Source organism: Azospirillum sp. P4_B5 (genome assembly GCF_056402275.1).
In genome coordinates this window covers 84,876-110,897 of record NZ_JBFUHT010000033.1, presented here as the reverse complement: position 1 = coordinate 110,897, position 26,022 = coordinate 84,876, and the positions used below count along the sequence as shown (strand labels likewise).

The following is a 26,022-nucleotide window of genomic DNA, read 5'->3' as shown; positions in this document are numbered from 1 at the left end:
CTTACGCCGCGACCGGAACCGCCAGGGCATCGATTTCCTGCTGGGCGGCGGCCAGCGCCTTGGCGCGGGCGTCCGGACCCATGCCGACGCCCTCGGCGCGGATCACCGTCACGTCGGTGACGCCCAGGAAGCCCAGCACCGTGCGCAGGAAGGCCTCCTGGTGATCCAGCGCGCTCATCGCCGCGTTGGTCGAGTAGACGCCGCCGCGGGTCGAGGCGATGTAGACCTTCTTGCCGCCGGCCAGACCGACCGGGCCGGTCTCGGTGTAGCGGAAGGTGCGGCCCGCCTGGGCGATACGGTCGATCCAGGCCTTGAGCTGGGTCGGGACCGTGAAGTTGTACATCGGGGCGCCGATCACCACGACGTCGGCGGCCAGGAACTCGTCGACCAGCGCGTCGGTCAGGGCCAGTTCCTCCTGCTGGCGGGCGGTCAGGCCCTCCAGGTTGCGGAACTTCACGACCTGCATCAGCTCGCCGGTCAGGTGGTCCGGCGGGGCGACGGTGAGGTCGCGGGCCGACACTTCGGCGTCCGGCGTCGCCTGGAGCAGCGCCGCGACGATGGAGCCGGTGAGCTGGCGCGAAACGGAGGCGTCGCCCAGCGGGCTGGAGTCGATGCGAAGGATCTTCATGGTCACGTCTTCCTGTCCGGGAAACGGGGCGCCGGTCCGGCACCGTCACCGCTTCGGTTTGTCTCGGGAGTGACCATAAGCCCGCTTACGCCAATCGATTGAGCCCCGATTTCGCCAATCTTCGTTGCACAGATCAGAACAATCCCCGGTCAACGCACCCGATTGCCGCCCTTGAACACGACCATCTCGCCGCCCTTCATGACGGTCCAATCCTCGTCGCGGGTCAGGGGGCGGGTGGCGACCACCGTCACCACGTCGTTGGGCGTCGTCTCCTTGGCGAAATCGACGCTCATGTCCTCGTCGATCAGGGTCGCCGGGCCGAAGGGGGCCTTGCGCGTCAGCCAGGCGAGGTTGGTCGCGCAGTGGCACCACAGGTACCGCCCGTCGCTGAGCAGCATGTTGAAGACGCCCAGCCCGCCGAGGTCGGTGGCGAGGTCGCGGATCAGCCGCATCAGGGCGCCGCTGCTCTTGGGCGGTTCCGGGTACTGCATGCGGATCTGGTCGAGCAGCCAGCAGAAGGCGTGCTCGCTGTCCGTCGTCCCGACCGGCTCGTAGAAGGTCAGCGTCCGGTCCTTGATGCCCTTGAGCTGGCCGTTGTGGGCGAAGGTCCAGACGCGGCCCCACAGCTCCCGCGTGAAGGGGTGGGTGTTTTCCAGCGACACCCGGCCGCGGTTGGCGCGGCGGATGTGGGAGATGACCACGCAGGACTTGATGGAATAGCTGCTGACCAGCCGCGCGATTTCCGACTCGCAGCTCGGCGCCGGGTCGTGGAAGGCGCGGCAGCCCTTCCCCTCGTAGAAGGCGATGCCCCAGCCGTCGCGGTGCGGACCGGTCTGCCCGCCGCGGCGCATCAGGCCGCGAAAGCTGAAGCAGATATCCGTGGGCACGTTGGCGCTCATGCCCAGGAGTTCGCACATGGATCGGCCCCCATCGCAGGATTGTCGGGTATCAGACAGGACGGGGGCAAACCTACGACAGTCCGGGTTGTCCCGTCATCCCTTTGCGGGTGGTGGGCAGGGCGGCATCCCGGCGCGGGCGCAGTCTTCCAGCTTGCCCTCCGGCGCGCCGGCGGCCAGCCCGATCCAGGCGTCCACCCGCTCCGCCTCGAAGCCGCAGTCGCGGCGGTCGCCGACCTGCATCAGCGGGCGGCGGATCAGCAGCGGTGTCTTGAGCATCAGCGCCAGGGCGGCGGCCTCGTCCAGCGCGTCCGGATCGACCTCGCCGTTCTTCACCGCCGGGGCGCTTCGGTTGAACCACTCGGCCACCGGGCGGTCGCCGAAGAAGGGGCGCAGGAGGTCTGCCGTCCAGGGTTCGGACAGCAGGTCGCGGGCGTGGACGGTGTGCCCGGCCTCCGCCAGCAGGGCCTTCTGGCGGTTGTTGCCGGCGCAGCCGGGCTTTTCGAAGAAGATCACGTCGGCCATGGTCGCGGTCACCCCTGCTTGAGCGCCGGGGAGCGGGCGAGCAGCCCGTCCACCTGGGCGCAGATTTCGTCGTAGACGCCGCGGTCGAGCTTGCGCAGCCAGCGCGGCGGGATGGTCTCCACGCCATAGGTCGCTCCGGCCAGCATGCCGGCGATGGCGCCGGTGGTGTCGGCGTCGCCGCCCTGGTTGACGGTCTCGACGACGCAGGACTCCACGGAATCGGTCTGGAAATAATAGTGCATGACCGTCTGCATCGTATCGACGATGTAGGCGGTGGCGAGGCCCCGGTAGGGCTGGAACTTGAACTGCCGGTGCTTCGCGATGAGCTTGTTCGATTCGTCGCGCACGTCGCGCACGTCGCCGCCCAGCACCAGACGGCGCACCATGTGGCCGAGCGTCAGGGTCGCCGCGTCGGACATGGCGTTGCAATGGGTGATGTGCGCCTGCTCCACCGTCCAGCGCTCGAAGGCGTCGTCGTCGCCCAGCGTCGCCAGGGCGACCGGCAGGTTGCGCATCGCCGCCCCGTTGCCGGCGTGATACTCGCTCTCCGCCTCCGACAGGGTGCCGTGCATGATGAAGCGGCGGATGCCGCGCCGTGTCGTGTCCCCGACATCGACGGGAACGCCCTTCAGCCAGACGGCGAACTCCTCCGCTGCGCGGCGGGCGTCCCACTCCGGGGCGGCCAGGATGGCGCGGCCGAGATGGATCGACATCTCGGTGTCGTCGGTCACCTGCCCGGCGGCCAGCTTCAGCCAGCCGCCGCCCTTGATGTGCTTGTGCACGCCGTATTGGTGGGCGATCTCGCCCTTTGTCAGAAACTCGACGGTGGCGCCCAGAGCGTCGCCGCAGGCCAGCCCGAGATAGGCGCCCAGCGCGCGCGAGCGGATGGAATGGTCAGTCATGGGCCGGATCTGTCCCGTGATCGGTTGTCAGAGAAGCGACACCCCCACCCTGTAGTCCCCGCCGACGACCAGATACTCGCCCTCTCCCTTGAAAGGGTAGCGGGGCAGGATGTCGCGGAAGAAGACCACCTTGGTGAGCGGCACCCAGGTTTCGAGGATGTAGTCCCCGAACTGGCCGGCGATGTCGCGCTCGATGGAAAAGGAGCTGAGGTTGTTGAGGCGCAGGACCGCCGTGCGCTTGTCGGGGCGCGCGACGATGTGGTGCTCCTCGAAATCGTTGACGCCGCGGTAGAGCCGGATGTGGCTGGCGCGCGATGGCATCGGCGCGTCCGGCCAGCAGCGGCGCATCCACCACTGGCAATACTCGTACAGCAGGTCGAGCTGCAGGTTGATGTTGTTGTTGTGGAAGCGGGTGGCGACCTTCTCCTCGCCGTAGGTCCGCCACGCGTCGGAGGCGAAACGGAGGATCGGTTCCTTGTGATAGGTGGGCAGCAGGCCGAAGCGGCTCTCCACCCAGCCCTTCAGCACCGCCCCCTCGGCGTTGTTGCTATCGAACAGCCATCCCTTCAGCAGGCGCAGGTAGCTGGCGCGGTAGCGCCGCCGCCCGTCCGTGCCCTCGGCGCCGGAGAAGTCCGGGTTCAGCCCGAAGATGAAGGCCATGTAGTGCTGGAAGATGTCGGCGGCGATCAGGCTGTTCGGGCTCTCGTCGAGCGCCTCGAACAGCACGGCGTGCTCGCTGCGCGTGCCGCCGATGCGCAGGCGCCGCGGCTCGTCGTTGAAGGATTCCGCGCACAGCGCTTCCGCCGTCACGTTCAGCAGGTTGGTGCGATGCGCCTTCAGCGCCAGCGGCGAATCCGGATCGATCAGCCGTCCCCGCGCATCCCGCAACCCACCGCTCGCCGAACCGTCCGCCATGACATTCCCGAAATCCACAATTCTTTCATGGATACAGCGAACCGGCGCGTCCGCCAAGGGTCCGCGTCACCGCAGGGTGAGCCGCGCAGCCCACAATACATTTCGAATTCAAAAACAATTCGATTAAACAGCCGAAACAACTTTTGGCTTACTCCAAATATCTTAAAAATATCCGTTTGAACGGATGATGAGACGACACCATAGTTCTTCGATTGGGATTCAGTGCATCGCAAGACGAGGCAAGGCCATGTGGCCGATGAAGCGAAAGGAACAGGAGACGCGCAACCGGGCGGCACAGCCCCCGCGCGTTCTTCTTCCTTCCGCCGTCTCGGAAAAGATGCCGATGCGCTCGGGACGGGCGCCGGTTCCGCTGCGTGGCGCCAAGGAGGCCCGCGACGCCGTGACGCTCGCCCGGCTGCTGCGCGGCACCATCACCCCGCTGCGCGGCGACGAGGTGCTGGCCCTGCTGGAGCCCCATCGTCCGCGTCTGGTGCCCAAGCCGGTCAATCCATTGGCCGCCATGCTCGGCCAGCCGCAGGGCCGCCTGCTGGAGGCGCTGCTGCGCCCCACCGCGCCGATCATCCTGGACGTCCTGCTGCCACGCCTGCGCGACCATCTGATCGACCGCGTCGTCCACAACAAGAGTGGAACCGAGGATGGGCTGCCCGGCGCGCTGGAGGTGGCCACCGCCCTGCGCTCCCTGGTTGCCCTGCTGCGCGGTGCCGGACGCGGAGCCGTGCTGTCGGTGGTGTCGGCCATCGAGGCGGACGCCCGCGCCGACGCCGACCGGCTGGTCCGCGGCGAACCGCCCGTCGTGGCCGCGGAGGACGATCCGGCGGGCGTCACCGCCGGCGCCATGGACAGCCTCGCCCACGCCCTGCTGCGCTTCGAGGCGCGGCGGCTGATGCTGGAAACGCTGGGCGCCACCGTCGCCCTGCGTGACGTCGTCTATCAGTCGCGCCGTCTCACCCGCCACGCCCTGCGCCGGGCGGCGGAGGCCATGGACGGCTTCGGCGCCGACCGCGGCATCAAGGCGCTGCACGCCAGCCTCGCCACGCTGGCCTCGGTGGACGGGCTGCTTGTCGTCGCAATGCGGAACCTCGACGACCAGGAGGAGCACCGCGAGGAGGCCAACGCCTTCGTCGAGCCCGCTGACCGCAAGGCGATGAACGACTGCCTGTCGGCGGCGTGGCGGCTTTCCGACACGCTGTTCGATCTTGTTGGAAAGGCCGCCAACGGCGGCGACCTCGACGAGCTGCTGTTCGAGGCGCTGCTGCGCCAGCTCCGCTCCCTGCACCAGTTCTGCACCGACCTCGACCATGCCGGGCGCCCGGCGGTGCTCGACACGCTGGAGCGCCGTCTGGCCGAACGCAGCCGCGCGCTGGCCGGCATCGCCGGGGAGCGTCTCGTCGGCATCCTGCTCGCCCGCCCCGCCGACCCGGCCAAGGCGCGCCTCCTGCTCGCCCGCGGCCAGTCGCTGGCCCAGCTTCTCTACGACATGGGCCAGGACGGCGACGAGCTGGAGGCGCTGGCGCTGCGCCTCGTCGTCGCCCGCGACGCGCTGAACCACGCCGCCGCCTGACGCTGTCTTCTGACGCTGGCGGACGACGTTCGTCCTTCCCTTCCTTTTCATTGCGAGAGACCCGACAAAATGTCGGGGTTTGTCGGGTATGTCACAGGCCCGACAAAGCGGACCGCGCTCGTCCGCAATCTAATTTCTTGTTTACTTTCAATGACTTAAAATTTTCTCGCGAACTGGCACGGGGGATGCAGAGAAGGGGTCGAAGCGGCCGCTGGGCAGGCCGCCCCGGAATTGAAGACACCCTGTAGACCCAAGCAAAGGAGTAACCTCCCATGTCTTTGCGCCAGATTGCGTTCTACGGTAAGGGCGGTATCGGAAAGTCCACCACCTCCCAGAACACCCTGGCCGCGCTGGTCGAGCTGGATCAGAAGATCCTGATCGTCGGCTGCGATCCGAAGGCCGACTCGACCCGCCTGATCCTGCACGCCAAGGCGCAGGACACCGTGCTGCACCTCGCCGCCGAAGCCGGCTCGGTCGAGGATCTGGAGCTCGAGGACGTTCTCAAGATCGGCTACAAGGGCATCAAGTGCGTCGAGTCCGGCGGTCCGGAGCCGGGGGTCGGCTGCGCCGGCCGCGGCGTGATCACCTCGATCAACTTCCTGGAAGAGAACGGCGCCTACGACGACGTGGACTACGTCTCCTACGACGTGCTGGGCGACGTGGTGTGCGGCGGCTTCGCCATGCCCATCCGCGAGAACAAGGCCCAGGAAATCTACATCGTCATGTCCGGTGAGATGATGGCGCTCTACGCCGCCAACAACATCGCCAAGGGCATTCTGAAGTACGCCCACAGCGGCGGCGTGCGCCTCGGCGGCCTGATCTGCAACGAGCGCCAGACCGACAAGGAAATCGACCTCGCCTCGGCCCTGGCCGCCCGCCTCGGCACCCAGCTCATCCACTTCGTGCCGCGCGACAACATCGTGCAGCACGCCGAGCTGCGCCGCATGACCGTGATCGAGTACGCGCCGGACAGCCAGCAGGCCCAGGAATACCGCCAGCTCGCCAACAAGGTCCACGCGAACAAGGGCAAGGGCACCATCCCGACCCCGATCACGATGGAAGAGCTGGAAGAGATGCTGATGGACTTCGGCATCATGAAGTCGGAGGAGCAGCAGCTCGCCGAGCTCCAGGCCAAGGAAGCCGCCAAGGCCTGACACCTGGGTCCCTGACGGGGCACAGGTCTGAACTGGCCCCCTCCCCAGCCCACCCCGCCTTTGTGCGCGGGGTGGGAGAGAGGGGGCTCGGTCCCGCGCTGCAGTAGCGCGGACAATGAGAGCATGCAGGAGACTGGCACCATGAGCCTGTCCGTGAACGAAGGCGTCGACGTCAAGGGTCTCGTCGACAAGGTTCTCGAAGCGTATCCCGAGAAGTCCCGCAAGCGCCGCGCCAAGCACCTGAACGTGCTGGAGGCCGAGGCCAAGGACTGCGGCGTCAAGTCGAACATCAAGTCGATCCCCGGTGTGATGACCATCCGTGGTTGCGCCTACGCCGGTTCCAAGGGCGTGGTGTGGGGTCCGATCAAGGACATGATCCACATCTCCCACGGCCCGGTCGGCTGCGGCTACTACTCCTGGTCCGGCCGCCGCAACTACTATGTCGGCGACACCGGCGTGGACAGCTGGGGCACGATGCACTTCACCTCCGACTTCCAGGAGAAGGACATCGTCTTCGGCGGCGACAAGAAGCTGCACAAGGTGATCGAGGAGATCAACGAGCTGTTCCCGCTCGTCAACGGCATCTCCATCCAGTCCGAGTGCCCGATCGGCCTGATCGGCGACGACATCGAGGCGGTCGCCCGCGCCAAGTCCGAGGAGCTGGGCAAGCCGGTCGTTCCGGTCCGTTGCGAAGGCTTCCGCGGCGTCTCCCAGTCGCTGGGCCACCACATCGCCAACGACGTCATCCGCGACTGGATCTTCGAGAAGACCGAGCCGAAGGACGGCTTCGTCTCCACCCCGTACGACGTCACCATCATCGGTGACTACAACATCGGTGGCGACGCCTGGGCCAGCCGCATCCTGCTGGAAGAGATCGGCCTGCGCGTGATCGCCCAGTGGTCGGGCGACGGCACGCTCGCCGAGCTGGAGAACACGCCGAAGGCGAAGGTGAACCTCATCCACTGCTACCGCTCGATGAACTACATCGCGCGCCACATGGAAGAGAAATTCGGTATTCCGTGGATGGAGTACAACTTCTTCGGCCCGTCGCAGATCGCCGAGTCCCTGCGCAAGATCGCCGCTCTCTTCGATGACACCATCAAGGAGAACGCGGAGAAGGTCATCGCCAAGTACCAGCCGATGGTCGACGCCGTCATCGCCAAGTTCAAGCCGCGGCTCGAAGGCAAGAAGGTGATGATCTACGTCGGCGGCCTGCGTCCGCGCCACGTGGTCGACGCCTACCACGACCTGGGCATGGAGATCGTCGGCACGGGCTACGAGTTCGCCCACAACGACGACTATCAGCGCACCCAGCACTACGTGAAGGAAGGCACGCTGATCTACGACGACGTCACCGCCTTCGAACTGGAGAAGTTCGTCGAAGTGATGCGTCCGGACCTCGTCGCCTCGGGCATCAAGGAAAAGTACGTCTTCCAGAAGATGGGCCTGCCCTTCCGCCAGATGCACTCCTGGGATTACTCGGGTCCGTATCACGGCTACGACGGCTTCGCGATCTTCGCCCGCGACATGGATCTGGCCATCAACAACCCCGTCTGGGGCATCATGAAGGCTCCGTTCTAAAGCGGCCTCTGGAAGATAGGAGTAATGAGCATGTCCCACCCCGTTTCCCAGAGCGCCGACAAGGTCATCGACCACTTCACGCTCTTCCGTCAGCCCGAATACAAGGAGCTGTTCGAGCGCAAGAAGGCGGAGTTCGAGTACGGCCACTCCGACGAAGAGGTCGCCCGGGTTTCCGCGTGGACCAAGACGGAAGAGTACAAGGAAAAGAACTTCGCCCGTGAGGCGGTCGTCATCAACCCGACGAAGGCCTGCCAGCCGATCGGCGCGATGTTCGCGGCCCAGGGCTTCGAGGGCACCCTGCCCTTCGTCCATGGTTCGCAGGGCTGCGTCGCCTACTACCGCACGCACCTCACCCGCCACTTCAAGGAGCCGAACTCCGCGGTCTCCTCGTCGATGACGGAAGACGCGGCGGTGTTCGGCGGCCTGAACAACATGATCGACGGCCTGGCCAACGCCTACGCGCTGTACAAGCCGAAGATGATCGCCGTGATGACCACCTGCATGGCGGAAGTCATCGGCGACGACCTGTCCGGCTTCATCAGCAACGCGAAGAACAAGGAAAGCGTCCCGGCGGATTTCCCGGTTCCCTTCGCCCACACCCCGGCCTTCGTCGGCAGCCACATCGTTGGCTACGACAACATGATCAAGGGCGTCCTGACCCACTTCTGGGGCACGTCGGAGAACTTCGACACCCCGAAGAACGAGACGATCAACCTGATCCCGGGCTTCGACGGTTTCGCGGTCGGCAACAACCGCGAGCTGAAGCGCATCGCCGGCCTGTTCGGCATCCAGCTGACCATCCTGTCGGACGTGTCGGACAACTTCGACACCCCGGCCGACGGCGAATACCGCATGTATGACGGCGGCACCCCGCTGGAGGCCACGAAGGAGGCCGTCCACGCCAAGGCCACCATCTCCATGCAGGAATACTGCACCCCGCAGTCCCTGCAGTTCATCAAGGAGAAGGGCCAGCAGGTCGCCAAGTACAACTACCCGATGGGCGTCACCGGCACCGACGAGCTTCTGATGAAGCTGGCCGAGCTGTCCGGCAAGCCGGTCCCGGCGGAGCTGAAGCTGGAGCGCGGCCGTCTCGTCGACGCCATCGCCGACAGCCACACCCACCTGCACGGCAAGCGCTTCGCCGTGTACGGCGATCCGGACTTCTGCCTGGGCATGTCGAAGTTCCTGATGGAGCTGGGCGCCGAGCCGGTGCACATCCTGTCCACCTCCGGCTCGAAGAAGTGGGAGAAGCAGGTTCAGAAGGTGCTCGACGGCTCGCCGTTCGGCAAGTCCGGCAAGGCCTACGGCGGCAAGGACCTCTGGCACCTGCGCTCGCTGCTGTTCACCGACAAGGTCGACTACATCATCGGCAACAGCTACGGCAAGTATCTGGAGCGCGATACCAAGATCCCGCTCATCCGCCTGACCTACCCGATCTTCGACCGCCACCACCATCACCGTTACCCGACCTGGGGCTACCAGGGCGCTCTGAACGTGCTGGTGCGCATCCTGGATCGCATCTTCGAGGATATGGACGCCAACACGAACATCGTCGGCGAGACCGACTACTCGTTCGATCTGGTGCGCTGACCTCCCCCGGCCGGCGCGGGGCCTCCATCCCCCCGCCCGGCCGGCTTCCCCGGAGAGCCGGAGTCCACCGCGAGGTGGGCTCCGGCTTTTCCATTTTTCCGGCCTGCCACCTCGCCCATAAACGCGGACAAACATTATCCGTGTTTTATGTCTTGCGTATGAGAACGCGGACTGATACGGTCTGTGTTGTCGAGATCGTTGGACGGGCCACGCCATGGCACACCTCACCGCAAGCGTCGAATACGGCATCCACTGCCTGCTCTGGCTGGCCGCCGCCGGCGACACGCCGCTGAGCAGCCGGGATCTGGCGGAATTGCAGGGCATCTCCCCCTCCTTCCTCGCCAAGATCTTTCCGAAGCTGGAGAAAGCCGGAATCGTGACGGCCAGCGAAGGGGTACGCGGCGGCTACCGCCTCGCCAAGGCACCGGAAGACGTCAGCTTCCTCGCCGTCGTCGACGCCATCGAGGGCGAGAAGCCGCTGTTCGAGTGCCAAGAGATCCGCGGCCGTTGCGCGGTCTTCGACGACGCGCCGCCGAGCTGGGCAACCTCCGGCGTCTGCGCCATCCACGCCGTGATGCTGAAGGCTGAGAAGGCGATGCGCGACACGCTGGCCAAGGAAACGCTGGCCAGCGTCGGCGAAACCTTCGGGCGCAAGGCCCCGCCGGAATTCCAAGGCGACGTCCAGACCTGGATCGACGCGCGCCTCAGCGCCCGCGCAATGTCACGGACACGGCAGACACCATAGTCGGCCACCGTAGCCGGCCTCACCGCCCCTCACCCGATGCCCTGAGCTTTTCCCGGACCTCCGCCGGACGGTCGGGATGGCTGCCGCGCACCCGCGCGCCAGAACGCCCCCCCCTGTCCGGCTTTCAAAAGGACACGCAATCATGACCCAGCAGATCGTCATCGCCGGCTCCGGTTTCGCCGGATTGTGGGCCGCCCTCTCCGCCGCCCGCGCCGTGGCGCTGGCCGGCCGGGACGGCAACGTCGCGATCACCGTCGTCTCGCCGGCCCCGCAGCTCCACATCCGCCCCCGCCTCTACGAAGCGGTGCTGGAGGGCATGGCGCCGGACCTCGCGGCGCTGTTCAAGGCCGTGGGCGTCCGCCACGTCCCCGGCGTCGTGACAACGATCCACGCCGACCGTCGTGCGGTGGACGTCGCCGGCACCGACGGCGCCCTCTTCACCCTGCCCTACGACCGCTTCGTCCTGGCCGCCGGCAGCCGCCTGTTCACCCCGCCCATTCCCGGCCTCGCCGAGCACGCCTTCAACGTCGACCAGTTGGACAGCGCCCGCGCCCTCGACGCCCATCTGAAGGCCTTGGCCGCCCAGCCGGAGACGGCGGCGCGCAACACCGTGGTGGTGGCCGGCGGCGGCTTCACCGGCATCGAGACGGCGGCGGAAATGCCGGACCGGCTGCGCGCCATCCTCGGTGCGGACGCCAAGGTCCGCATCGTTGTGGTCGAGCAGGCCCCGGCCATCGGTCCTGACCTCGGCCCCGTGCCGCGCCCCGTCATCGAGCAGGCTCTGGCCGAATGCGGCGTGGAGATCGTCGTCGGTACGGCGGTCGCCGCCATCGACGCCGACGGCGTGACCACCGCCACCGGCGAGCGCATTGCCGCCGCCACCGTCGTCTGGACGGCGGGCGCCCGCGCCAACCCTCTGGCCGCACAGATCAGCAGCGGGCATGACCGGTTCGGGCGCGTTCCGGCCGATCCGTTCCTGCGGGCGGTCGGCAGCGACGGGATCTTCGTCACCGGGGACGTGGCGCGGGCCACCACCGACGATCTCGGCAACATCGCCGCGATGTCCTGCCAGCACGCCCTCAGCTTGGGCCGCGTCGCCGGCCACAACGCCGCGGCGGAGCTGGTCGGCCTGCCCACCCACCCCTACAGCCAGCCCAAATACGTGACCTGCCTCGATCTCGGCCCGTGGGGCGCGCTCTTCACCGAAGGTTGGGACCGGCAGGTCCGGCTGACCCGTGAGGAGGGCAAGGCGGTGAAGCGCGAGATCAACACCAAGTGGATCTACCCGCCCCAGCCGGACCGCGACGCCGTCTTCGCCATCGCCAACCCCGACTATGTGATCGTTCCCTGACGGTGGCCCAGCGGAGCCGCTCTCCTTGCCACCGCAGGGACGCGGTTCCGCACAGGCGTTACTTCCGGTGGAACCCGCTGACCGTTTCAGCCCGCGCTCTTTGCAGGCATGCCATCCTCACAGCTTTCCATGGAAGGGAGTCAGCCGACGACGGCCCTGATTGCTTTTGCGCGAACACACGCGATGCCCGTCGGTTGAAGAGCAGAGCCATCGAAGCCTTTAATCCATCAGCGACCACTACCGGCAGAATGCCCACAACATCAACAAAAAATTGCATCCGATTACCTATCAACAAAACTGCATATCTTGGCGAATACATTGATTGCCGAAACGACACGGCACTCCCCGGCGTCGCATGAACGCCAATTAATTGTTTTTTATGTAAATTGACGATAACCTCAAATCATCATTCCCTTCTTGCGCCATAAGGACAATCAACATGCCCTTTAAAACCTTTCTAAGGTCGGCAGACACGGAAGCGACGGAAATAACCAATGCATTAGACAAATCTAATGGCATGATCACCTTTGACACATCTGGCAACATATTGTCGGCGAATGATCAATTTCTCCGATGCATGGGATACGGCCTTGAGGAGATCAAAGGGAAGCATCACCGTATATTCGTCGATCCGAATCTCCACAACAGCCCGGATTACAAGGATTTCTGGGAGCGTCTGCGCCGCGGCGAGTTCCAATCCTCACTGTACAAGCGGATCGGCAAAGGCGGGCGCGAGATCTGGATCGAGGCGTCCTACAACCCGATCAAGAACCGCCAGGGCGTCACGTACAAGGTGGTCAAGGTCTGCACGGACGTCACCAAGCGCCATCTGGAACACATCGATCTGCGCGGCAAGGCGGAGGCCATCTCCAAGTCCCAGGCGGTGATCGAGTTCACCCCCGACGGCACGGTCATCACCGCCAACGAGAATTTCCTGTCCCTGCTCGGCTACACGCTGCCGGAGATCGCCGGGCGCCACCACAGCACCTTCGTCGATCCCGCCGAGCACGGCGGCGTGGACTATCGCGCCTTCTGGGAAAGCCTGCGGCAGGGCCGTTTCCAGGCCGCGCAGTACAAGCGGATCGGCAAGGGCGGCCGCGTGGTGTGGATTCAGGCCTCCTACAACCCGGTGTTCGACACCAGCAACCGGTTGTCCAAGATCGTCAAGTTCGCCACCGACATCACCCGCCAGGTGGAACTGCTGGACCAGTTGAAGGCGCTGATCGACAACAATTTCACTGAGATCGACACCGCGCTCTCCGCCGCCGGCCGGCAGGCCGAGGACGCCGCTCAACGGTCGGGCGCGACGCAAGGAACCGTCCAGACCGTCGCCGCCAGCGCGGAAGAACTGGCGGCGTCGGCCCGGGAAATTGCCGACAGCATGATCCGCTCCCGCCAAGCGGCGAGCACCGCGATGGACGAGACGGGGAACGCCGACCGGGCGGCGGCGCGCCTGACCGAGGTCGCCAAGGCGATGGGCGGCATCGTCGATCTGATCAGTTCGATCGCCAGCCAGATCAACCTGCTGGCGCTCAACGCCACCATCGAGGCCGCCCGGGCCGGCGAGGCCGGGCGCGGGTTCGCGGTCGTCGCCAACGAGGTCAAGAATCTCGCCAACCAGTCGGCCAACGCGACCGCCCAGATCTCCAAGGAGATCGAAGGCATGCAGGCCGTCTCGTCCGACGTCGTCGCGTCGCTGGGCAACATCCGTCAGGCCACCAGCAACCTGATGGAGTTCGTCACCGTCTCCGCCGGGGCGGTGGAGGAGCAGAGCGCGGTGACCGGCGACATGTCCACCAACATGCAGAACGCGTCGGTCTCGGTCAGCGCCGTCGACCACAACATCGGCGCCATCAACTCCGCGATCACCCAGATCGCGTCGGCGGTTTCGGAAACCAAGGAAGCCGCCAAGGTTTTGGCCCGTTGAAGGCGCGCGCCTTACACGGCCCTGCCCTCGCTCTCCGCTGTGCGATACCCGACAAAGTCCGCGATTGTCGGGTATCGCACACGAGGCCACTCTCCCTAACTTATTGAATATAAACAACTCGCTCTTTGGCACACCTCCTGCATATGTCCGACCCACAGGCGACTGACCCACGGGCGCCGATGTCGGCCAATGGCGGGAGAAGGTCATGCTCCAGGAAAAGCTCCAGGACGTCTTCAACGAGCCGGGTTGCTCCACCAACCAAGCCAAGTCGGAGAAGGAGCGGAAGAAGGGGTGCTCCAAGGCTCTGAAGCCGGGGGCTGCCGCCGGGGGCTGCGCCTATGACGGCGCGATGATCGCGCTCCAGCCGATCGCCGACGCCGCCCACCTCGTGCACGGGCCGATCGCCTGCCTCGGCAACTCCTGGGACAACCGCGGCACCAAGTCGTCGGGCTCGCAGCTCTACCGCACCGGCTTCACCACGGACATGTCGGAACTCGACATCATCCACGGCGGCGAGAAGAAGCTCTACCGGGCGATCAAGGAGATCGTGCAGCAGTACGATCCACCGGCGGTCTTCGTCTATCAGACCTGCGTCCCCGCCATGATCGGCGACGACATCGAGGCGGTCTGCAAATTCGCCGCGAAGAAGCTCGGCAAGCCGGTGATCCCGGTGATGGCGCCGGGCTTCGTGGGATCGAAGAACCTGGGCAACAAGCTGGCCGGCGAGACACTGCTCGACCACGTCATCGGCACGGTGGAGCCGGAGATCACGACCCCGACCGACATCTGCATCATCGGCGAATACAATCTGGCCGGCGAGCTGTGGCTGGTGAAGCCGCTGCTCGACGAGATCGGCATCCGCATCCTGTCCTGCATCTCCGGCGACGGGCGCTACAACGAGGTGGCGCAGGCCCACCGGGCGCGGCTGACCATGGTGGTCTGCTCGCAGGCACTGGTGAATGTCGGGCGCAAGATGCAGGAGCGCTGGGGCATCCCCTATTTCGAAGGCTCCTTCTACGGCGTGTCGGACATGTCGGACACGCTGCGCACCATGGCCCGCATGCTGGTGGAGCGCGGCGCCGACAAGGCGCTCATCGACCGCACCGAAGGCGTCATCGCCCGCGAGGAAAGCCGCGTCTGGCGGCGCCTGGAGCCTTACCGGCCGCGCTTCGACGGCAAGCGCGTCCTGCTGTTCACCGGCGGCGTGAAGAGCTGGTCGATGGTCACCGCGCTGGAGGGCGCCGGGCTGACCATCGTCGGCACCTCCACCAAGAAGTCGACCAAGGAGGACAAGGAGCGCATCAAGAAAATGAAGGGCGAGGAGTTCCACCAGTGGGACGACCTGAAGCCCCGCGACATCTACAAGATGCTGCGCGACAGCGAGGCCGACATCATGATGTCCGGCGGCCGGTCGCAGTTCATCGCGCTGAAGGCCAAGGTGCCGTGGCTCGACCTGAACCAGGAGCGCCACACCCCCTACGCGGGCTATGACGGCATCGTCAACCTATGCGAGGAAATCGACAAGACCCTGTCCAACCCGATCTGGCGGCAGGTGCGTCTGGCCGCCCCCTGGGACGCCAAGCCTGACTTCAGGCCGGACACCAAACCGGTGGGAGCGTAACCGCCATGGGCACCATCCAGCGCTTCCCCCATTCCGCCAAGGCGGCCTCCACCAACCCGCTGAAGATGAGCCAGCCGCTGGGCGCGGCGCTCGCCTTCCTCGGCGTGGACCGCTGCATGCCGCTGTTCCACGGCAGCCAGGGTTGCACCGCCTTCGGGCTGGTCCTTCTGGTCCGCCATTTCCGCGAGGCCATCCCGCTCCAGACCACGGCGATGGATCAGGTCTCCACCATCCTCGGCGGCTACGAGAATCTGGAGCAGGCCGTCCGCACCATCCACGAGCGCAACGCGCCCGCCCTGATCGGCGTCGCCACCACCGGCGTGACCGAGACCAAGGGCGAGGACATGGCCGGGCAGTATTCGCTGTTCCGCCAGCGCAACCCCGCCCTGTCCGGGCTGAAGCTGGTCTTCGCCAACACGCCGGACTTCTCCGGCGGTTTCGAGGACGGCTTCTCCGCCGCGGTGACCGGCATCGTCGAGGAGGTGGTCCAGCCGTCGGAAACCACGGTGAAGGGCCAGATCAACGTGCTGGCCGGCAGCCACCTGTCGCCGGGCGACGTGGAGGAGCTGCGCGACATCATCGAGAGCTTCGGCCTGACGCCGATCGTCCTGCCCGACCTGTCGCTGTCCATGTCGGGCCGCCAGCCGGACGAATTCACGGCGACCTCGCTGGGCGGCGTGACGGTGGAGCAGATTGCGTCGATGGGCGCGTCGGAAGCCACGCTGGTGGTCGGCGAGCACATGCGCGTCGCCGCCGCCGCTCTGGAACTGAAGACCGACGTGCGCAGCCTTTTCTTCGACCGGCTGACCGGGCTGGAGGCGTCGGACCGCCTCGTCCGCACCCTGTCGGAGCTGTCGGGCCGTCCGGTGCCGGCGAAGCTGCGCCGCCAGCGCGAGACGCTGGTGGACGGCATGCTGGACGGGCATTTCTTCTACAGCCGCAAGCGGATCGCCGTCGCGCTGGAGCCGGACCTGCTCTACGCCGTCACCAGCTTCCTGGCGGACATGGGGGCGGAAGTGATCGCCGCCGTCTCCCCCACCCAGACCGCCGTGCTGGAGAAGCTGAAGGCCGCGACCGTCATGGTCGGCGACCATTCCGACGTGGAGACGTTGGCCCGCGACGCCGACCTGATCGTCTCGAACTCGCACGGGCGACAGGGGGCGGCGCGCATCGGCGTGCCGCTGCACCGCATGGGTCTACCCATGTTCGACCGGCTGGGCGCCGGGCTGAAGGTCCATGTCGGCTACCGCGGCACGCGCGAGCTTCTGTTCGAAATCGGCAACCTGTTCCTGTCCCGCGAGATGGACCACGACGGGCACGGCCACGGCCATGCCCACGGTCATCCTCATGGGGACGGGCATGAACACGGCCAGCACTGCGGGAGCGGATCATGCGGATGCAGCGCCGGCTGAGTGTGGTGGGCCAGGCCGAGGAGGGCCGGCCCCGCAAAGGAGGTTCCATGAAGGTCGCTTTCTGCACCCAGGACATGCAGCACGTCGATGCGCATTTCGGGTGGGCCAAGAACATCGTGGTCTACGAGGTGGACAGGGCCGGCTACACGATGGTCGAGACCTGCCAGTTCGGCGGCTCGATGTTCGAGGACGGCAACGAGGACAAGCTGATCCCGAAGCTCGACGCGCTGGCCGACTGCGCCATCGTCTACCTGTCGGCCATCGGCGCCTCCGCCGCCGCCCGCGTGGTGGCGAAGAAGATCCACCCCGTGAAGGTGGAGGCCACGGACACCATCACCGCCCTGCTCGACCGTCTGGTCGAAACCATCAACGGCAACCCGCCGCCCTGGCTGCGCAAGGCGTTGAACGCCGGCCAGCCGCAGGAGCTGGCCTTCGACGAAGAGGATTGAGAGCATGACCGACACCACCGTGGCCGCCGGGAGCGATCTCGCCGAGGCTTTCCTGAAGACTCTGGTCATGCTGTTCCGCGCCGAAGACAGCTACGGCGCCTGGGAAGGCAAGAGCGACGAGACGATCCTCGCCCCCTTCATCCTCGACAAGGAGGCCCGCGCCGCCATCCCGATCATGGGCGACCCGGACCCCGACACGCTGTGGCGGCTGGAGCTGTTCTACAAGGCCGTCGGCATCACGGTCGAGAAGCAGACCGGCCACATCGCATCCCCCATCATGAAGATGAGCCACGAGGGCTTCGGCCGCATGGTTCTGACCACGGGCCGGCTGGTCGTCGTGTCGAAGCACCTGCGCGACGTCCACCGCTTCGGCTTCCCGTCGCTGGAGAAGCTGGCCGCCGACGGCGCCAAGGTTGTGGAGGAGGCCGTGGCGCTGATTCGCAAATATCCCGACGTCGCCGATCTGTGAGGGTTCCGCCATGTCCGACATCGACGCCCTGAAGGACGAGGTCAAGAAGCTCAACGCCCGCGCGACCCAGAAGAAGATGGACCTGCACGATTTGTCGGAGGAGCTGCCGCAGAACTGGCAGTCGATCCTCCAGGTCGCCCAGGAGACCTACGACGCCTACAAGACCCTGACCGAGAAGCGCGCCGAGTTGAAGGCGCTGGAGACGGCGTCCGCCTGAGCGCCTGTTTGGACACCTTGCCCCCACCCTAACCCTCCCCCGCTGCGCAGGGGAGGGGACTCGGTTCTCCCTCCCCCGCCCAGCGGGGGAGGGCCGGGGTGGGGGCAACGCCCATTCCCAACAAACATCCCGACAACAAGCCCGATTGAGGAGCACACGATGGCTGAGTTCGTGACCGGCACCACCCGCGGCGGCGCCGCCTGGACGCCGAAATTCGTGGAAAGCGTCGACCAGAAGATGTGCATCGGCTGCGGCCGCTGCTTCAAGGTCTGCGGCCGCGACGTGCTGGAGCTGATCGGCATCACCGAGGACGGCGACATCGTCGACGCCTTCGACGACGAGGCCGAGAAGAAGGTCATGAGCGTCAAGAACGCCGGCAACTGCATCGGCTGCGAGAGCTGCGGCAAGGTCTGCTCCAAGAGCTGCATCACCCACTTGCCCCAGGCGGCCTGAGGGCCGCCCACCTTACCTGAACCTGTCTGAAGCGGCCTGACGGCCGCCCGCCCCCGGAGGAGGACGCCATGGGCATCCTGCACGCCGCCCCGCCGGGGGCGGGTGACACCACGCGACTGTACCGTTGGCTGACCGACCGTCAGGGACGCTGCAACGTCTTCGACGCGCATTTGTTCGCCTGCATCCTGGCCCGCCGCTGGCCGACGGGTCCGGGCGCGCTGGGTCTCGACGACAGGGCGCTCGGCCAGCTTCTCGACCGCTACTTTCCCGACGCCTTCGCGGCCGGCCTTCCGGTTCCTGACAGCTCGCCCACCCCCCTGCCCCCGCTGCTTCGCGGCGAGGTGGACGACATCACCGCACTCCTGCTCGCCCACCGCTCGCTGGGCATCGAGGAGGAGGAATGGCTCGCCGCGATCGTCGCGCGGGCGATGCTGGACGAGGGCGAGTTGTGGCGCGACCTGGGGCTGGCCGGCCCAAGCCATCTCGCGGCCCCCCCCCCCCCCCCCCCCCCCCCCCCCCCCCCCCCCCCGCCCTTCTCCGCCGTCACTCGTCCCCCACACCCTTCGCCAGCGCGGCGATGACGCCGTAGCCGACCCGGTCCTGCGGGTCGATCTCCGTCAGCTTGGCGAGGATCGCCCTCGCATCCTCAACCCGCCCGCTGCGCAGACTGATGAAGGCCAGCGCCTTCAGGGTGAACAGGGTGAAGCGCGCCGGCCCTTCCGTCGCCCAATCCGCGCTGTCCGCGCGCAGGCTCCGCCAGTCGCCGGCATAGCCGCCCTCGCGCGCGGCCGCGTCCAGCCCGATGGTCGCCACCCGCTCCGCGTCCGCGAAGCGCTTGCGGTTGAAATAGAATTTGTAGAGCGCGTAGAAGACCGGCAGGACGCGCGGCCCCATCCGGTGGGCCTCCCAGAGCAGGGCCTCGCAGGCTGCGGCGTCGGGTCGGGCCCTCACCGCCTCCTGCAGCGTCTCGTCGATGTGCTCGGGGACCTCGCCGAAGGCCATGCGCCCGTTGGACATCCGCAGTTCGACCGGCCGCTCCATCACCCGTCCCCTTCCGTTGTTTTCCGACACTGTGCGCCCGACCGACAATTCTGTATGAGCCGCTAGCGGGCTTCGCAAAAGCCCATAAACAAATTGTGCGTCCTTTCGTCGCAGGATGTCGCAAACCCGACAGGGGCCCGACCCGACAATTGTCGGGAAGCCACCAGCCCGTCGACCTGACAATCATTGAAAATCAATAACTTAAAAGTTGGCACAGCGCTTGCTGTTCTATGACCAAGATCGGTCGGCATGCCCGACGGAGCATTTGGAGGCGGCAGACATGGTGACCCTGACGGATGCGGCGGTGAACACCCTGGAGCGCGTGCTGGCGAAGTCCGGCGGCGCTGCGGCCGGGCTGCGCATCGCGGTGGCGGACGGCGGCTGCGCCGGCATGAAGTACCAGATGGGGCTGGAGGCCTCGGCGGGCGACGAGGACGCCGTGCTGACCTTCGGCCCGGTGACGATCTTCGTCGATCCGACCAGCCAGCCCTTCCTGACCGGCGTGGTGGTCGATTTCGTCGAAGGGGTCGAGGGCGCGGGCTTCAAGTTCGACAACCCGAACGCGACGGGCAGCTGCGGCTGCGGCAAGTCCTTCTCGGCGGGCCCGGGGGGCAGCTGCTCTTCCGCGCCGTCGGCCGGCGGCTGCGGCACCGCCCACTAACCCCGAACACTCTCCCCCCACCCGATAACGTCGGGAAAGGCAAGGCGTCATGTGGAACTACACCGACAAGGTCAAGGAACACTTCTTCAACCCGAAGAACGCCGGCGCGCTGGATGAGGCGAACGCCGTGGGCGAGGTCGGGTCGATCACCTGCGGCGACGCCCTGAAGCTGATGATGAAGGTCAACCCCGACAGCCAGGTCATCGAGGACGCGAAGTTCCAGACCTTCGGCTGCGGCTCGGCCATCGCGTCCTCGTCGGCGCTGACGGAAATGATCATCGGCAAGACGGTGGACGAGGCGCTGGCCGTCACCAACCGCGACATCGCCGAGTATCTGGGCGGCCTGCCCCCGGAGAAGATGCACTGTTCGGTCATGGGCGCCGAGGCGCTCCGCGCCGCCATCGCCAACTTCAAGGGCGAGGAGTGGGTGGACGACCACGAGGAAGGCGAACTGGTCTGCAAGTGCTTCGGCATCGACGCGGCGATGATCGAGCGCGCGGTGACCGTCAACAGCCTGACCACGCTGGAGGAGGTCACCCACTACACCAAGGCCGGCGGCTCCTGCCAGACCTGCCACGAGAAGATCGAGGAGGTTCTGGAGGCCGTGCTCGCCAAGACCGGCGCGCTGGCCCCGCCCAAGTCCCACGCCCCCGGCACGGTCGGGCTGGACGCCATCAAGCCGCTGGCCCCTAAGGCCGAGGCCTCGGCGGCGCCCGCCAAGCTCACGAACGTGCAGCGCATGCAGAAGATCATGGTCGCCATCGAGGAGCTGCGCCCGCAGATCCAGCGCGACGGCGGCGACGTGGAGCTGGTGGACATCGACGGCAAGGACATCTACGTCCGGCTGACCGGCGCCTGCTCCGGCTGTTCGCAGTCCGCGGGCACCATGATGGGCGTGCAGGCCAAGCTGGTCGAGGCGCTGGGCGAATTCGTCCGCGTCAAGCCCGCCTCCCTTCTGCCGGTGGGGGCCTGAGCCATGACCGCACAGGGAATCTACCTCGACAACAACGCCACCACCCGCGTCGATCCGGAAGTGCTGGCGGAGATGCTGCCGCTGTTCACCGAGCAGTTCGGCAACCCCTCCTCCATGCACGGCTTCGGCGCCGCGGTGGGCGGCAAGATCGAATGGGCGCGCAAGCAGGTGCAGGCGCTGCTCGGCGCCGCCCATGACAGCGAGATCGTCTTCACCTCCGGCGGCACGGAGAGCGACAACACAGCCATCCTGTCCACGCTGGAGGCCTATCCGAAAAAGAAGAGCATCGTCACCAGCGTGGTCGAGCATCCCGCCGTGCTGGCGCTGTGCGACTATCTGGAAAAGAAGCGCGGCTACACGGTCCACCGCATCGGCGTGGACAACCGGGGCAACCTGGACCTGGACGCCTACAAGGCGGCCCTGTCGCCGGACGTCGCCATCGTCTCGATCATGTGGGCGAACAACGAGACCGGGACGATCTTCCCGATCGAGGAGCTGGCCCAGCTTGCCAAGGCCGTTGGCGCGGTGTTCCACACCGACGCGGTGCAGGCGGTCGGCAAGATCCCGATGACGCTCGCCAACAGCGCGGTGGACATGCTGTCGCTGTCCGGTCACAAGCTGCACGCGCCCAAGGGCATCGGCGCGCTCTACGTCAAGCGCGGCCTGCGCTTCCGCCCGATGCTGCGCGGCGGCCACCAGGAGCGCTCGCGCCGCGCCGGCACCGAGAACGCGCCGGGCATCGTCGGGCTGGGGGCGGCGGCACAGCTGGCCCTGCTGCACATGACCGACGAGAACACGCGGGTGAAGGCGCTGCGCGACAAGCTGGAGCAGGCCATCCTGGCCGCCGTCCCCAACTGCTTCGTCACCGGCAACCCGGCCAACCGCCTGCCCAACACCTGCAACGTCGCCTTCGAGTACATCGAGGGCGAGGCGATCCTCCTGCTGCTGAACGAGGCCGGCATCGCCGCCTCGTCGGGGTCGGCCTGCACCTCCGGGTCGCTGGAGCCGAGCCACGTGATGCGGGCCATGGGCGTGCCCTACACCGCCGCCCACGGCGCCACCCGCTTCTCCCTGTCGCGGGAGACGACCGAGGAGGAGATCGACCGGGTGATCGCGGTGGTTCCCGGCATCATCGCGAAGCTGCGCTCGCTGTCGCCCTACTGGTCGCAGGCGGGCGCCCCGAAGGAGTTCGCACCGGTCTATTCGTAACACCGAGATCGCAGGCCGGGCCGCTTCGCAGGAGAGGGCCCTCAATCCCCTCCCCTGCGAAGCGGGGGAGGGTTAGGGAGGGGGCAATCACCGCGACGCATTCGCATCGAGGCTCACGTCATGCCGATGGCCGGTTCCACCATCATCAACGACACGACGCTGCGCGACGGGGAGCAGACGGCGGGGGTCGCCTTCACGCTCGACGAGAAGATCGCCATCGCCCGCGCGCTCGACGAGGCCGGCGTGCCGGAGCTGGAGATCGGCATCCCCGCCATGGGGCCGGAGGAGCGCGAGGGCATCCGCGCCGTGGCCGCGCTGGGGCTGAAGGCCCGGCTGATGGTCTGGTGCCGCATGCACGACACCGACCTGAAGGCGGCGCTCGATTGCCAGGTCGGCACCGTCAACCTGTCGATGCCGGTCTCCGACATCCACATCACCAGAAAGCTCAAGCGCAGCCGCGCCTGGGCTTTGGCGGAGATCGAGCGCAAGGTCAAGACGGCCCGCGACCACGGGCTGGAGGTCAGCCTGGGCGGCGAGGACTCCTCGCGCGCCGACATGGATTTCCTGATCGCCGCCGCGACGGTGGCGCAGGAGGCCGGCGCCCGCCGCTTCCGCTTCGCCGACACGTTGGGCGTGCTCGATCCCTTCCAGACGCGCGCCTGCATCGAACGGCTGCGCCGGGCCACCGACCTGGAGATCGAGATCCACGCCCACGACGACCTCGGCCTCGCCAACGCCAATTCGCTGGCCGCCGTGCTGGGCGGGGCGACCCACGTCAACACCACCGTCAACGGGCTGGGCGAGCGCGCCGGCAACGCCCCGCTGGAGGAGGTGGTGGTGTCGCTGAAGGTGCTCTACGGGCAGGACTGCGGGGTGGACACCCGCGCGCTGGGGGCGATCTCCGACCTCGTGGAGCGCGCCTCCAACCGGCCGGTGGCGGTCAACAAGTCGATCGTCGGCGACGCCGTCTTCACGCACGAGGCCGGCATCCATGTCGACGGGCTGCTGCGCGACCGCGCCACCTACCAGAATTTCGACCCCGCCGAGGTCGGACGCGAGCACCGCATCGTGCTGGGCAAGCATTCCGGCACGGCCGGGGTGAAGATGGCCTACGGCCAGCTCGGCATCGCCTGCGACGACGCCACCGCCCAGGCGGTGCTGCCGCGGGTCCGCGCGCTCGCCACCTGCGCCAAGCGTGCGCCGACGGCGGAGGAGCTGCGCGCCTTCCACGACGACGCCACGCGCTGGAGCGTCGTCACTTCGTGATCCGGAGGACCCCATGGCCGCGATCGACGCCCACCCGGACCTCGCCATGAATGAGACCAGCCTGTGGCGGCTGCTGCGCGAGGACGTCGCCTGCGTCTTCGACCGCGACCCGGCGGCGCGCAACGTCTTCGACGTGCTGACCTGCTACCCCGGCATCCACGCTCTGGTGGTCCACCGGCTGTCCAACGCCGCGTGGCGGCGGGGGCTGCGCTGGCCGGCGCGCTTCCTGTCCTATCTAGCCCGGGCGCTGACCAACATCGACATCCACCCCGGCGCCTCCATCGGCCGCCGCTTCTTCATCGACCACGGGGCGGGCGTCGTCATCGGCGAAACGGCGGAGGTCGGTGACGACGTGACGCTCTACCACGGCGTGACTCTGGGCGGCACCTCCTGGACCAAGGGCAAGCGGCACCCGACGCTGGGCGACGGCGTGCTGGTCGGGTCCGGGGCCAAGATCCTGGGGCCGATCACCGTCGGCGCCCAGTGCCGCGTCGGCGCCAACTCCGTGGTGACCAAGGACGTGCCGGACGGCATGACGGTGGTCGGCATCCCCGGCCGCGTCGTCCGTCCGGACACCCAGCGGCGGCTGGCCGCCCACGGCATCGACCTTGACCACCATCTGATGCCCGATCCGGTCGGCAAGGCCATCGCCTGCCTGATCGACCACATCAACCGCATTGAGGCCCGGCTGGAAGCCCACGCGGCGGAGGAGGCCACGCGACACGCCCCGCCCCGCCCCGCTCCGCCGCTGAGCAGCATCCGGCTGGACGACCTGCCGCTCGACGGCATCGTCTGCCGGAGTTGCGGCAACCTGTGCGACCAGGACACCTGCGGCAAACACGACACTCCCAACCCCCATTCTCCCGACATCGGCGCGCGCGCCGATCACTACGTCATCTGAACGGAAAGGACCCCGCCATGAGCTTCAAGGACGATCTGGAGGATCTGGAGACCGCGGAGGACTTCCTGCGCTTCCTCGGCGTCACCTACGAGCAGCGCGTGGTCAACGTGAACCGCCTGCACATCCTGCAGCGCTTCCACGACTATCTGTCCGCCGACACCGGCATGGAGGGGCTGGACGACGAGGGCATGGCCGCCCGCTACCACGCCCATCTGGAGCGCGCCTACCAGGACTTCGTAGCGTCCAACGCCATCGCCGAGAAGACCTTCAAGGTCCATCAGGAGGAAGCGCGCAAGATGGCCGACCGCTTCGTCCCGCTGGACTCCCTGCTGCCGACCTGATCCGTTTCATCCTTCGTGTCCAGAACGGCCTGCGGACCCGCCCCCGGCGAGCGTCCGCAGGCCGTTCTGTTTTTCGGCCGTCCTTCCCCTGAGCGGCCGTTGTCGGCTTTGTCCGGTACGCGACAGAAGCTGGACGGGGGGCCGGGAACGGGTCGGGCCGCGACGGAAGCCCCCTGTTGAGAAGCCGACACGTCGGTTCTTTGTCGTTTTTGCGACAATCTCTCAACAGCCATAAAAATCATTGATTACAGTAACTTACCGCTCTGCACAAATCTGGCACGCCGCTTGCTGGTAGGACCATAGCCATGCCGCGCGACAGGCGGCGGAATGTCAAGGAGACCGGGATGCACATCGTTGTCTGTATCAAACAGGTGCCCGACAGCGCCCAGATCCGCATCCACCCCGTGACGAACACGATCATGCGTCAGGGCGTCCCGGCCATCATCAACCCCTTCGACCTCTTCTCGCTGGAGGAGGCGCTGCGGATCAAGGACAAGGTCGGCGCCCGCGTCACCGTCCTGACCATGGGGCCGCCGATGGCCGAAACCTCGCTTCGCAAGGCGCTGTCGCTGGGCGCCGACGACGCGGTGCTGCTGACCGACCGTAAGTTCGCCGGGTCGGACACGCTGGCGACCTCCTACGCCCTGACCTCCGCCATCAAGAAGCTGTCGGAGGAGGAACAGGTCGATCTGGTCTTCTGCGGCAAGCAGACGGTGGACGGCGACACCGCGCAGGTCGGTCCGGGCATCGCCACGCGGCTGGGCTTCCAGCAGCTCACCTACATCACGAAGATCGAATCGATCGACCAGGGCGCCAGGGAGATCGTCGTGCACCGCCGCTCCGAGGGCGGCGTTCAGGTGCTGAAGACCGCCCTGCCCTGCATGATCACGATGCTGGAAGGCACGAACACCATCCGCTTCGGCAAAATGGACGACATGTTCCGCGCCGCCCGCTACGGCCTGAAGACCTGGAACAAGGACACCACCGGCGCCGAAGAGACGAAGGTCGGGCTGAAGGGCTCGCCCACCGTCGTGTCGAAGGTCTTCGTGCCGAAGCCGCGCGCCCAGAAGGCGACGATGGTCGAGGCCGGGGCTCCCACCGCGGAAGCCCCCAGCGCAGAGGCAATGGCCGCCGCCGCGGTCGAAGCCATCTTCGGCGCCCAGCCGAAACTCGCCGACGAGCTGCTCGCCCGCGCCGCCGCCGGGCTGTGACG

27 protein-coding genes are annotated in these 26,022 nt (G+C 66.9%); 21 read left to right on the top strand and 6 right to left on the bottom strand.

Annotation, left to right across the window (positions count from 1 at the left end):
• Nucleotide 1: 1 nt before the first annotated feature.
• The 5 genes from AC1DVI_RS22830 to AC1DVI_RS22810 form a co-directional block, all read right to left on the bottom strand.
• A complete protein-coding gene (locus AC1DVI_RS22830) occupies nt 2-628 on the bottom strand; it encodes an FMN-dependent NADH-azoreductase (RefSeq protein ID WP_476959908.1) in 627 nt (208 codons plus the stop codon).
• A gap of 149 nt (nt 629-777) precedes the next feature.
• A complete protein-coding gene (locus AC1DVI_RS22825) occupies nt 778-1,545 on the bottom strand; it encodes a class II glutamine amidotransferase (protein WP_149166711.1) in 768 nt (255 codons plus the stop codon).
• A 75-nt stretch (nt 1,546-1,620) separates the two neighbouring features.
• Complete coding sequence (locus AC1DVI_RS22820; protein WP_476959907.1) at nt 1,621-2,049, bottom strand: ArsC/Spx/MgsR family protein; 429 nt, start codon at nt 2,047-2,049, stop codon at nt 1,621-1,623.
• Nucleotides 2,050-2,057: 8 nt separating this feature from the next.
• Nucleotides 2,058-2,951: an ADP-ribosyl-[dinitrogen reductase] hydrolase gene (gene draG, locus AC1DVI_RS22815; RefSeq protein WP_476959906.1), complete on the bottom strand. Its 894-nt coding sequence runs from the start codon at nt 2,949-2,951 to the stop codon at nt 2,058-2,060.
• A 27-nt stretch (nt 2,952-2,978) separates the two neighbouring features.
• Complete coding sequence (locus AC1DVI_RS22810) at nt 2,979-3,866, bottom strand: NAD(+)--dinitrogen-reductase ADP-D-ribosyltransferase (RefSeq protein ID WP_476959905.1); 888 nt, start codon at nt 3,864-3,866, stop codon at nt 2,979-2,981.
• Between the two features lie 337 nt (nt 3,867-4,203).
• Between AC1DVI_RS22810 and AC1DVI_RS22805 the strand changes: the two genes are divergently transcribed.
• From AC1DVI_RS22805 to AC1DVI_RS22740, 14 genes are all read left to right on the top strand, one after another.
• Nucleotides 4,204-5,448: a hypothetical protein gene (locus AC1DVI_RS22805; RefSeq protein ID WP_476959904.1), complete on the top strand. Its 1,245-nt coding sequence runs from the start codon at nt 4,204-4,206 to the stop codon at nt 5,446-5,448.
• A gap of 272 nt (nt 5,449-5,720) precedes the next feature.
• The gene (gene nifH / locus AC1DVI_RS22800; RefSeq protein ID WP_014239786.1) at nt 5,721-6,602 is read left to right on the top strand and encodes a nitrogenase iron protein; all 882 of its coding nucleotides are present in this window, start codon (nt 5,721-5,723) and stop codon (nt 6,600-6,602) included.
• Nucleotides 6,603-6,743: 141 nt separating this feature from the next.
• A complete protein-coding gene (nifD, locus tag AC1DVI_RS22795) occupies nt 6,744-8,183 on the top strand; it encodes a nitrogenase molybdenum-iron protein alpha chain (protein WP_476959903.1) in 1,440 nt (479 codons plus the stop codon).
• Nucleotides 8,184-8,213: 30 nt separating this feature from the next.
• On the top strand, nt 8,214-9,773 hold the full coding sequence (gene nifK / locus AC1DVI_RS22790; protein ID WP_476959902.1) for a nitrogenase molybdenum-iron protein subunit beta: 1,560 nt from the start codon (nt 8,214-8,216) through the stop codon (nt 9,771-9,773).
• Nucleotides 9,774-9,987: 214 nt separating this feature from the next.
• Nucleotides 9,988-10,518: an RrF2 family transcriptional regulator gene (locus tag AC1DVI_RS22785; RefSeq protein WP_476959901.1), complete on the top strand. Its 531-nt coding sequence runs from the start codon at nt 9,988-9,990 to the stop codon at nt 10,516-10,518.
• A 142-nt stretch (nt 10,519-10,660) separates the two neighbouring features.
• Nucleotides 10,661-11,869: an NAD(P)/FAD-dependent oxidoreductase gene (locus AC1DVI_RS22780; RefSeq protein WP_476959900.1), complete on the top strand. Its 1,209-nt coding sequence runs from the start codon at nt 10,661-10,663 to the stop codon at nt 11,867-11,869.
• Between the two features lie 439 nt (nt 11,870-12,308).
• Nucleotides 12,309-13,796, top strand: a complete 1,488-nt coding sequence (locus AC1DVI_RS22775) for a methyl-accepting chemotaxis protein (RefSeq protein ID WP_476959899.1) — start codon at nt 12,309-12,311, stop codon at nt 13,794-13,796.
• Nucleotides 13,797-14,001: 205 nt separating this feature from the next.
• Nucleotides 14,002-15,417, top strand: a complete 1,416-nt coding sequence (gene nifE, locus AC1DVI_RS22770; RefSeq protein ID WP_476959898.1) for a nitrogenase iron-molybdenum cofactor biosynthesis protein NifE — start codon at nt 14,002-14,004, stop codon at nt 15,415-15,417.
• Between the two features lie 5 nt (nt 15,418-15,422).
• Nucleotides 15,423-16,829: a nitrogenase iron-molybdenum cofactor biosynthesis protein NifN gene (nifN, locus tag AC1DVI_RS22765; protein WP_476959897.1), complete on the top strand. Its 1,407-nt coding sequence runs from the start codon at nt 15,423-15,425 to the stop codon at nt 16,827-16,829.
• A 47-nt stretch (nt 16,830-16,876) separates the two neighbouring features.
• On the top strand, nt 16,877-17,278 hold the full coding sequence (nifX, locus tag AC1DVI_RS22760) for a nitrogen fixation protein NifX (RefSeq protein WP_200484393.1): 402 nt from the start codon (nt 16,877-16,879) through the stop codon (nt 17,276-17,278).
• Nucleotides 17,279-17,282: 4 nt separating this feature from the next.
• A complete protein-coding gene (locus AC1DVI_RS22755; RefSeq protein ID WP_014239777.1) occupies nt 17,283-17,747 on the top strand; it encodes a NifX-associated nitrogen fixation protein in 465 nt (154 codons plus the stop codon).
• A gap of 10 nt (nt 17,748-17,757) precedes the next feature.
• The gene (locus tag AC1DVI_RS22750; RefSeq protein ID WP_119507475.1) at nt 17,758-17,964 is read left to right on the top strand and encodes a CCE_0567 family metalloprotein; all 207 of its coding nucleotides are present in this window, start codon (nt 17,758-17,760) and stop codon (nt 17,962-17,964) included.
• A 159-nt stretch (nt 17,965-18,123) separates the two neighbouring features.
• Complete coding sequence (gene fdxB, locus AC1DVI_RS22745) at nt 18,124-18,417, top strand: ferredoxin III, nif-specific (RefSeq protein ID WP_114860860.1); 294 nt, start codon at nt 18,124-18,126, stop codon at nt 18,415-18,417.
• A 68-nt stretch (nt 18,418-18,485) separates the two neighbouring features.
• Nucleotides 18,486-18,998 carry a nitrogen fixation protein NifQ gene (locus AC1DVI_RS22740; protein ID WP_476959896.1) on the top strand — a complete coding sequence of 171 codons (513 nt, stop codon included), beginning with the start codon at nt 18,486-18,488 and terminating at the stop codon, nt 18,996-18,998.
• Here AC1DVI_RS22740 and AC1DVI_RS22735 read toward each other — a convergent pair.
• Nucleotides 18,961-19,458 (bottom strand): hypothetical protein, encoded by a 498-nt coding sequence (locus tag AC1DVI_RS22735; protein WP_476959895.1) that lies wholly within the window; start codon nt 19,456-19,458, stop codon nt 18,961-18,963. The genes AC1DVI_RS22740 and AC1DVI_RS22735 overlap by 38 nt on opposite strands.
• 280 nt (nt 19,459-19,738) lie before the next feature.
• Here AC1DVI_RS22735 and AC1DVI_RS22730 point away from each other — a divergent pair, with 280 nt between their 5' ends.
• From AC1DVI_RS22730 to AC1DVI_RS22700, 7 genes are all read left to right on the top strand, one after another.
• Nucleotides 19,739-20,119 carry a HesB/IscA family protein gene (locus tag AC1DVI_RS22730; RefSeq protein WP_109068593.1) on the top strand — a complete coding sequence of 127 codons (381 nt, stop codon included), beginning with the start codon at nt 19,739-19,741 and terminating at the stop codon, nt 20,117-20,119.
• 49 nt (nt 20,120-20,168) lie between these two features.
• Nucleotides 20,169-21,092: a Fe-S cluster assembly protein NifU gene (gene nifU, locus AC1DVI_RS22725; protein ID WP_476959894.1), complete on the top strand. Its 924-nt coding sequence runs from the start codon at nt 20,169-20,171 to the stop codon at nt 21,090-21,092.
• A 3-nt stretch (nt 21,093-21,095) separates the two neighbouring features.
• On the top strand, nt 21,096-22,301 hold the full coding sequence (gene nifS, locus AC1DVI_RS22720; RefSeq protein WP_476959893.1) for a cysteine desulfurase NifS: 1,206 nt from the start codon (nt 21,096-21,098) through the stop codon (nt 22,299-22,301).
• A 120-nt stretch (nt 22,302-22,421) separates the two neighbouring features.
• Nucleotides 22,422-23,567, top strand: a complete 1,146-nt coding sequence (gene nifV, locus AC1DVI_RS22715; RefSeq protein ID WP_476959892.1) for a homocitrate synthase — start codon at nt 22,422-22,424, stop codon at nt 23,565-23,567.
• A gap of 13 nt (nt 23,568-23,580) precedes the next feature.
• Nucleotides 23,581-24,468, top strand: a complete 888-nt coding sequence (cysE, locus tag AC1DVI_RS22710; protein ID WP_476959891.1) for a serine O-acetyltransferase — start codon at nt 23,581-23,583, stop codon at nt 24,466-24,468.
• Nucleotides 24,469-24,485: 17 nt separating this feature from the next.
• The gene (gene nifW / locus AC1DVI_RS22705; RefSeq protein WP_476959890.1) at nt 24,486-24,809 is read left to right on the top strand and encodes a nitrogenase-stabilizing/protective protein NifW; all 324 of its coding nucleotides are present in this window, start codon (nt 24,486-24,488) and stop codon (nt 24,807-24,809) included.
• 344 nt (nt 24,810-25,153) lie between these two features.
• Nucleotides 25,154-26,020, top strand: a complete 867-nt coding sequence (locus AC1DVI_RS22700; RefSeq protein WP_476959889.1) for an electron transfer flavoprotein subunit beta/FixA family protein — start codon at nt 25,154-25,156, stop codon at nt 26,018-26,020.
• The last annotated feature ends 2 nt before the right edge of the window (nt 26,021-26,022 follow it).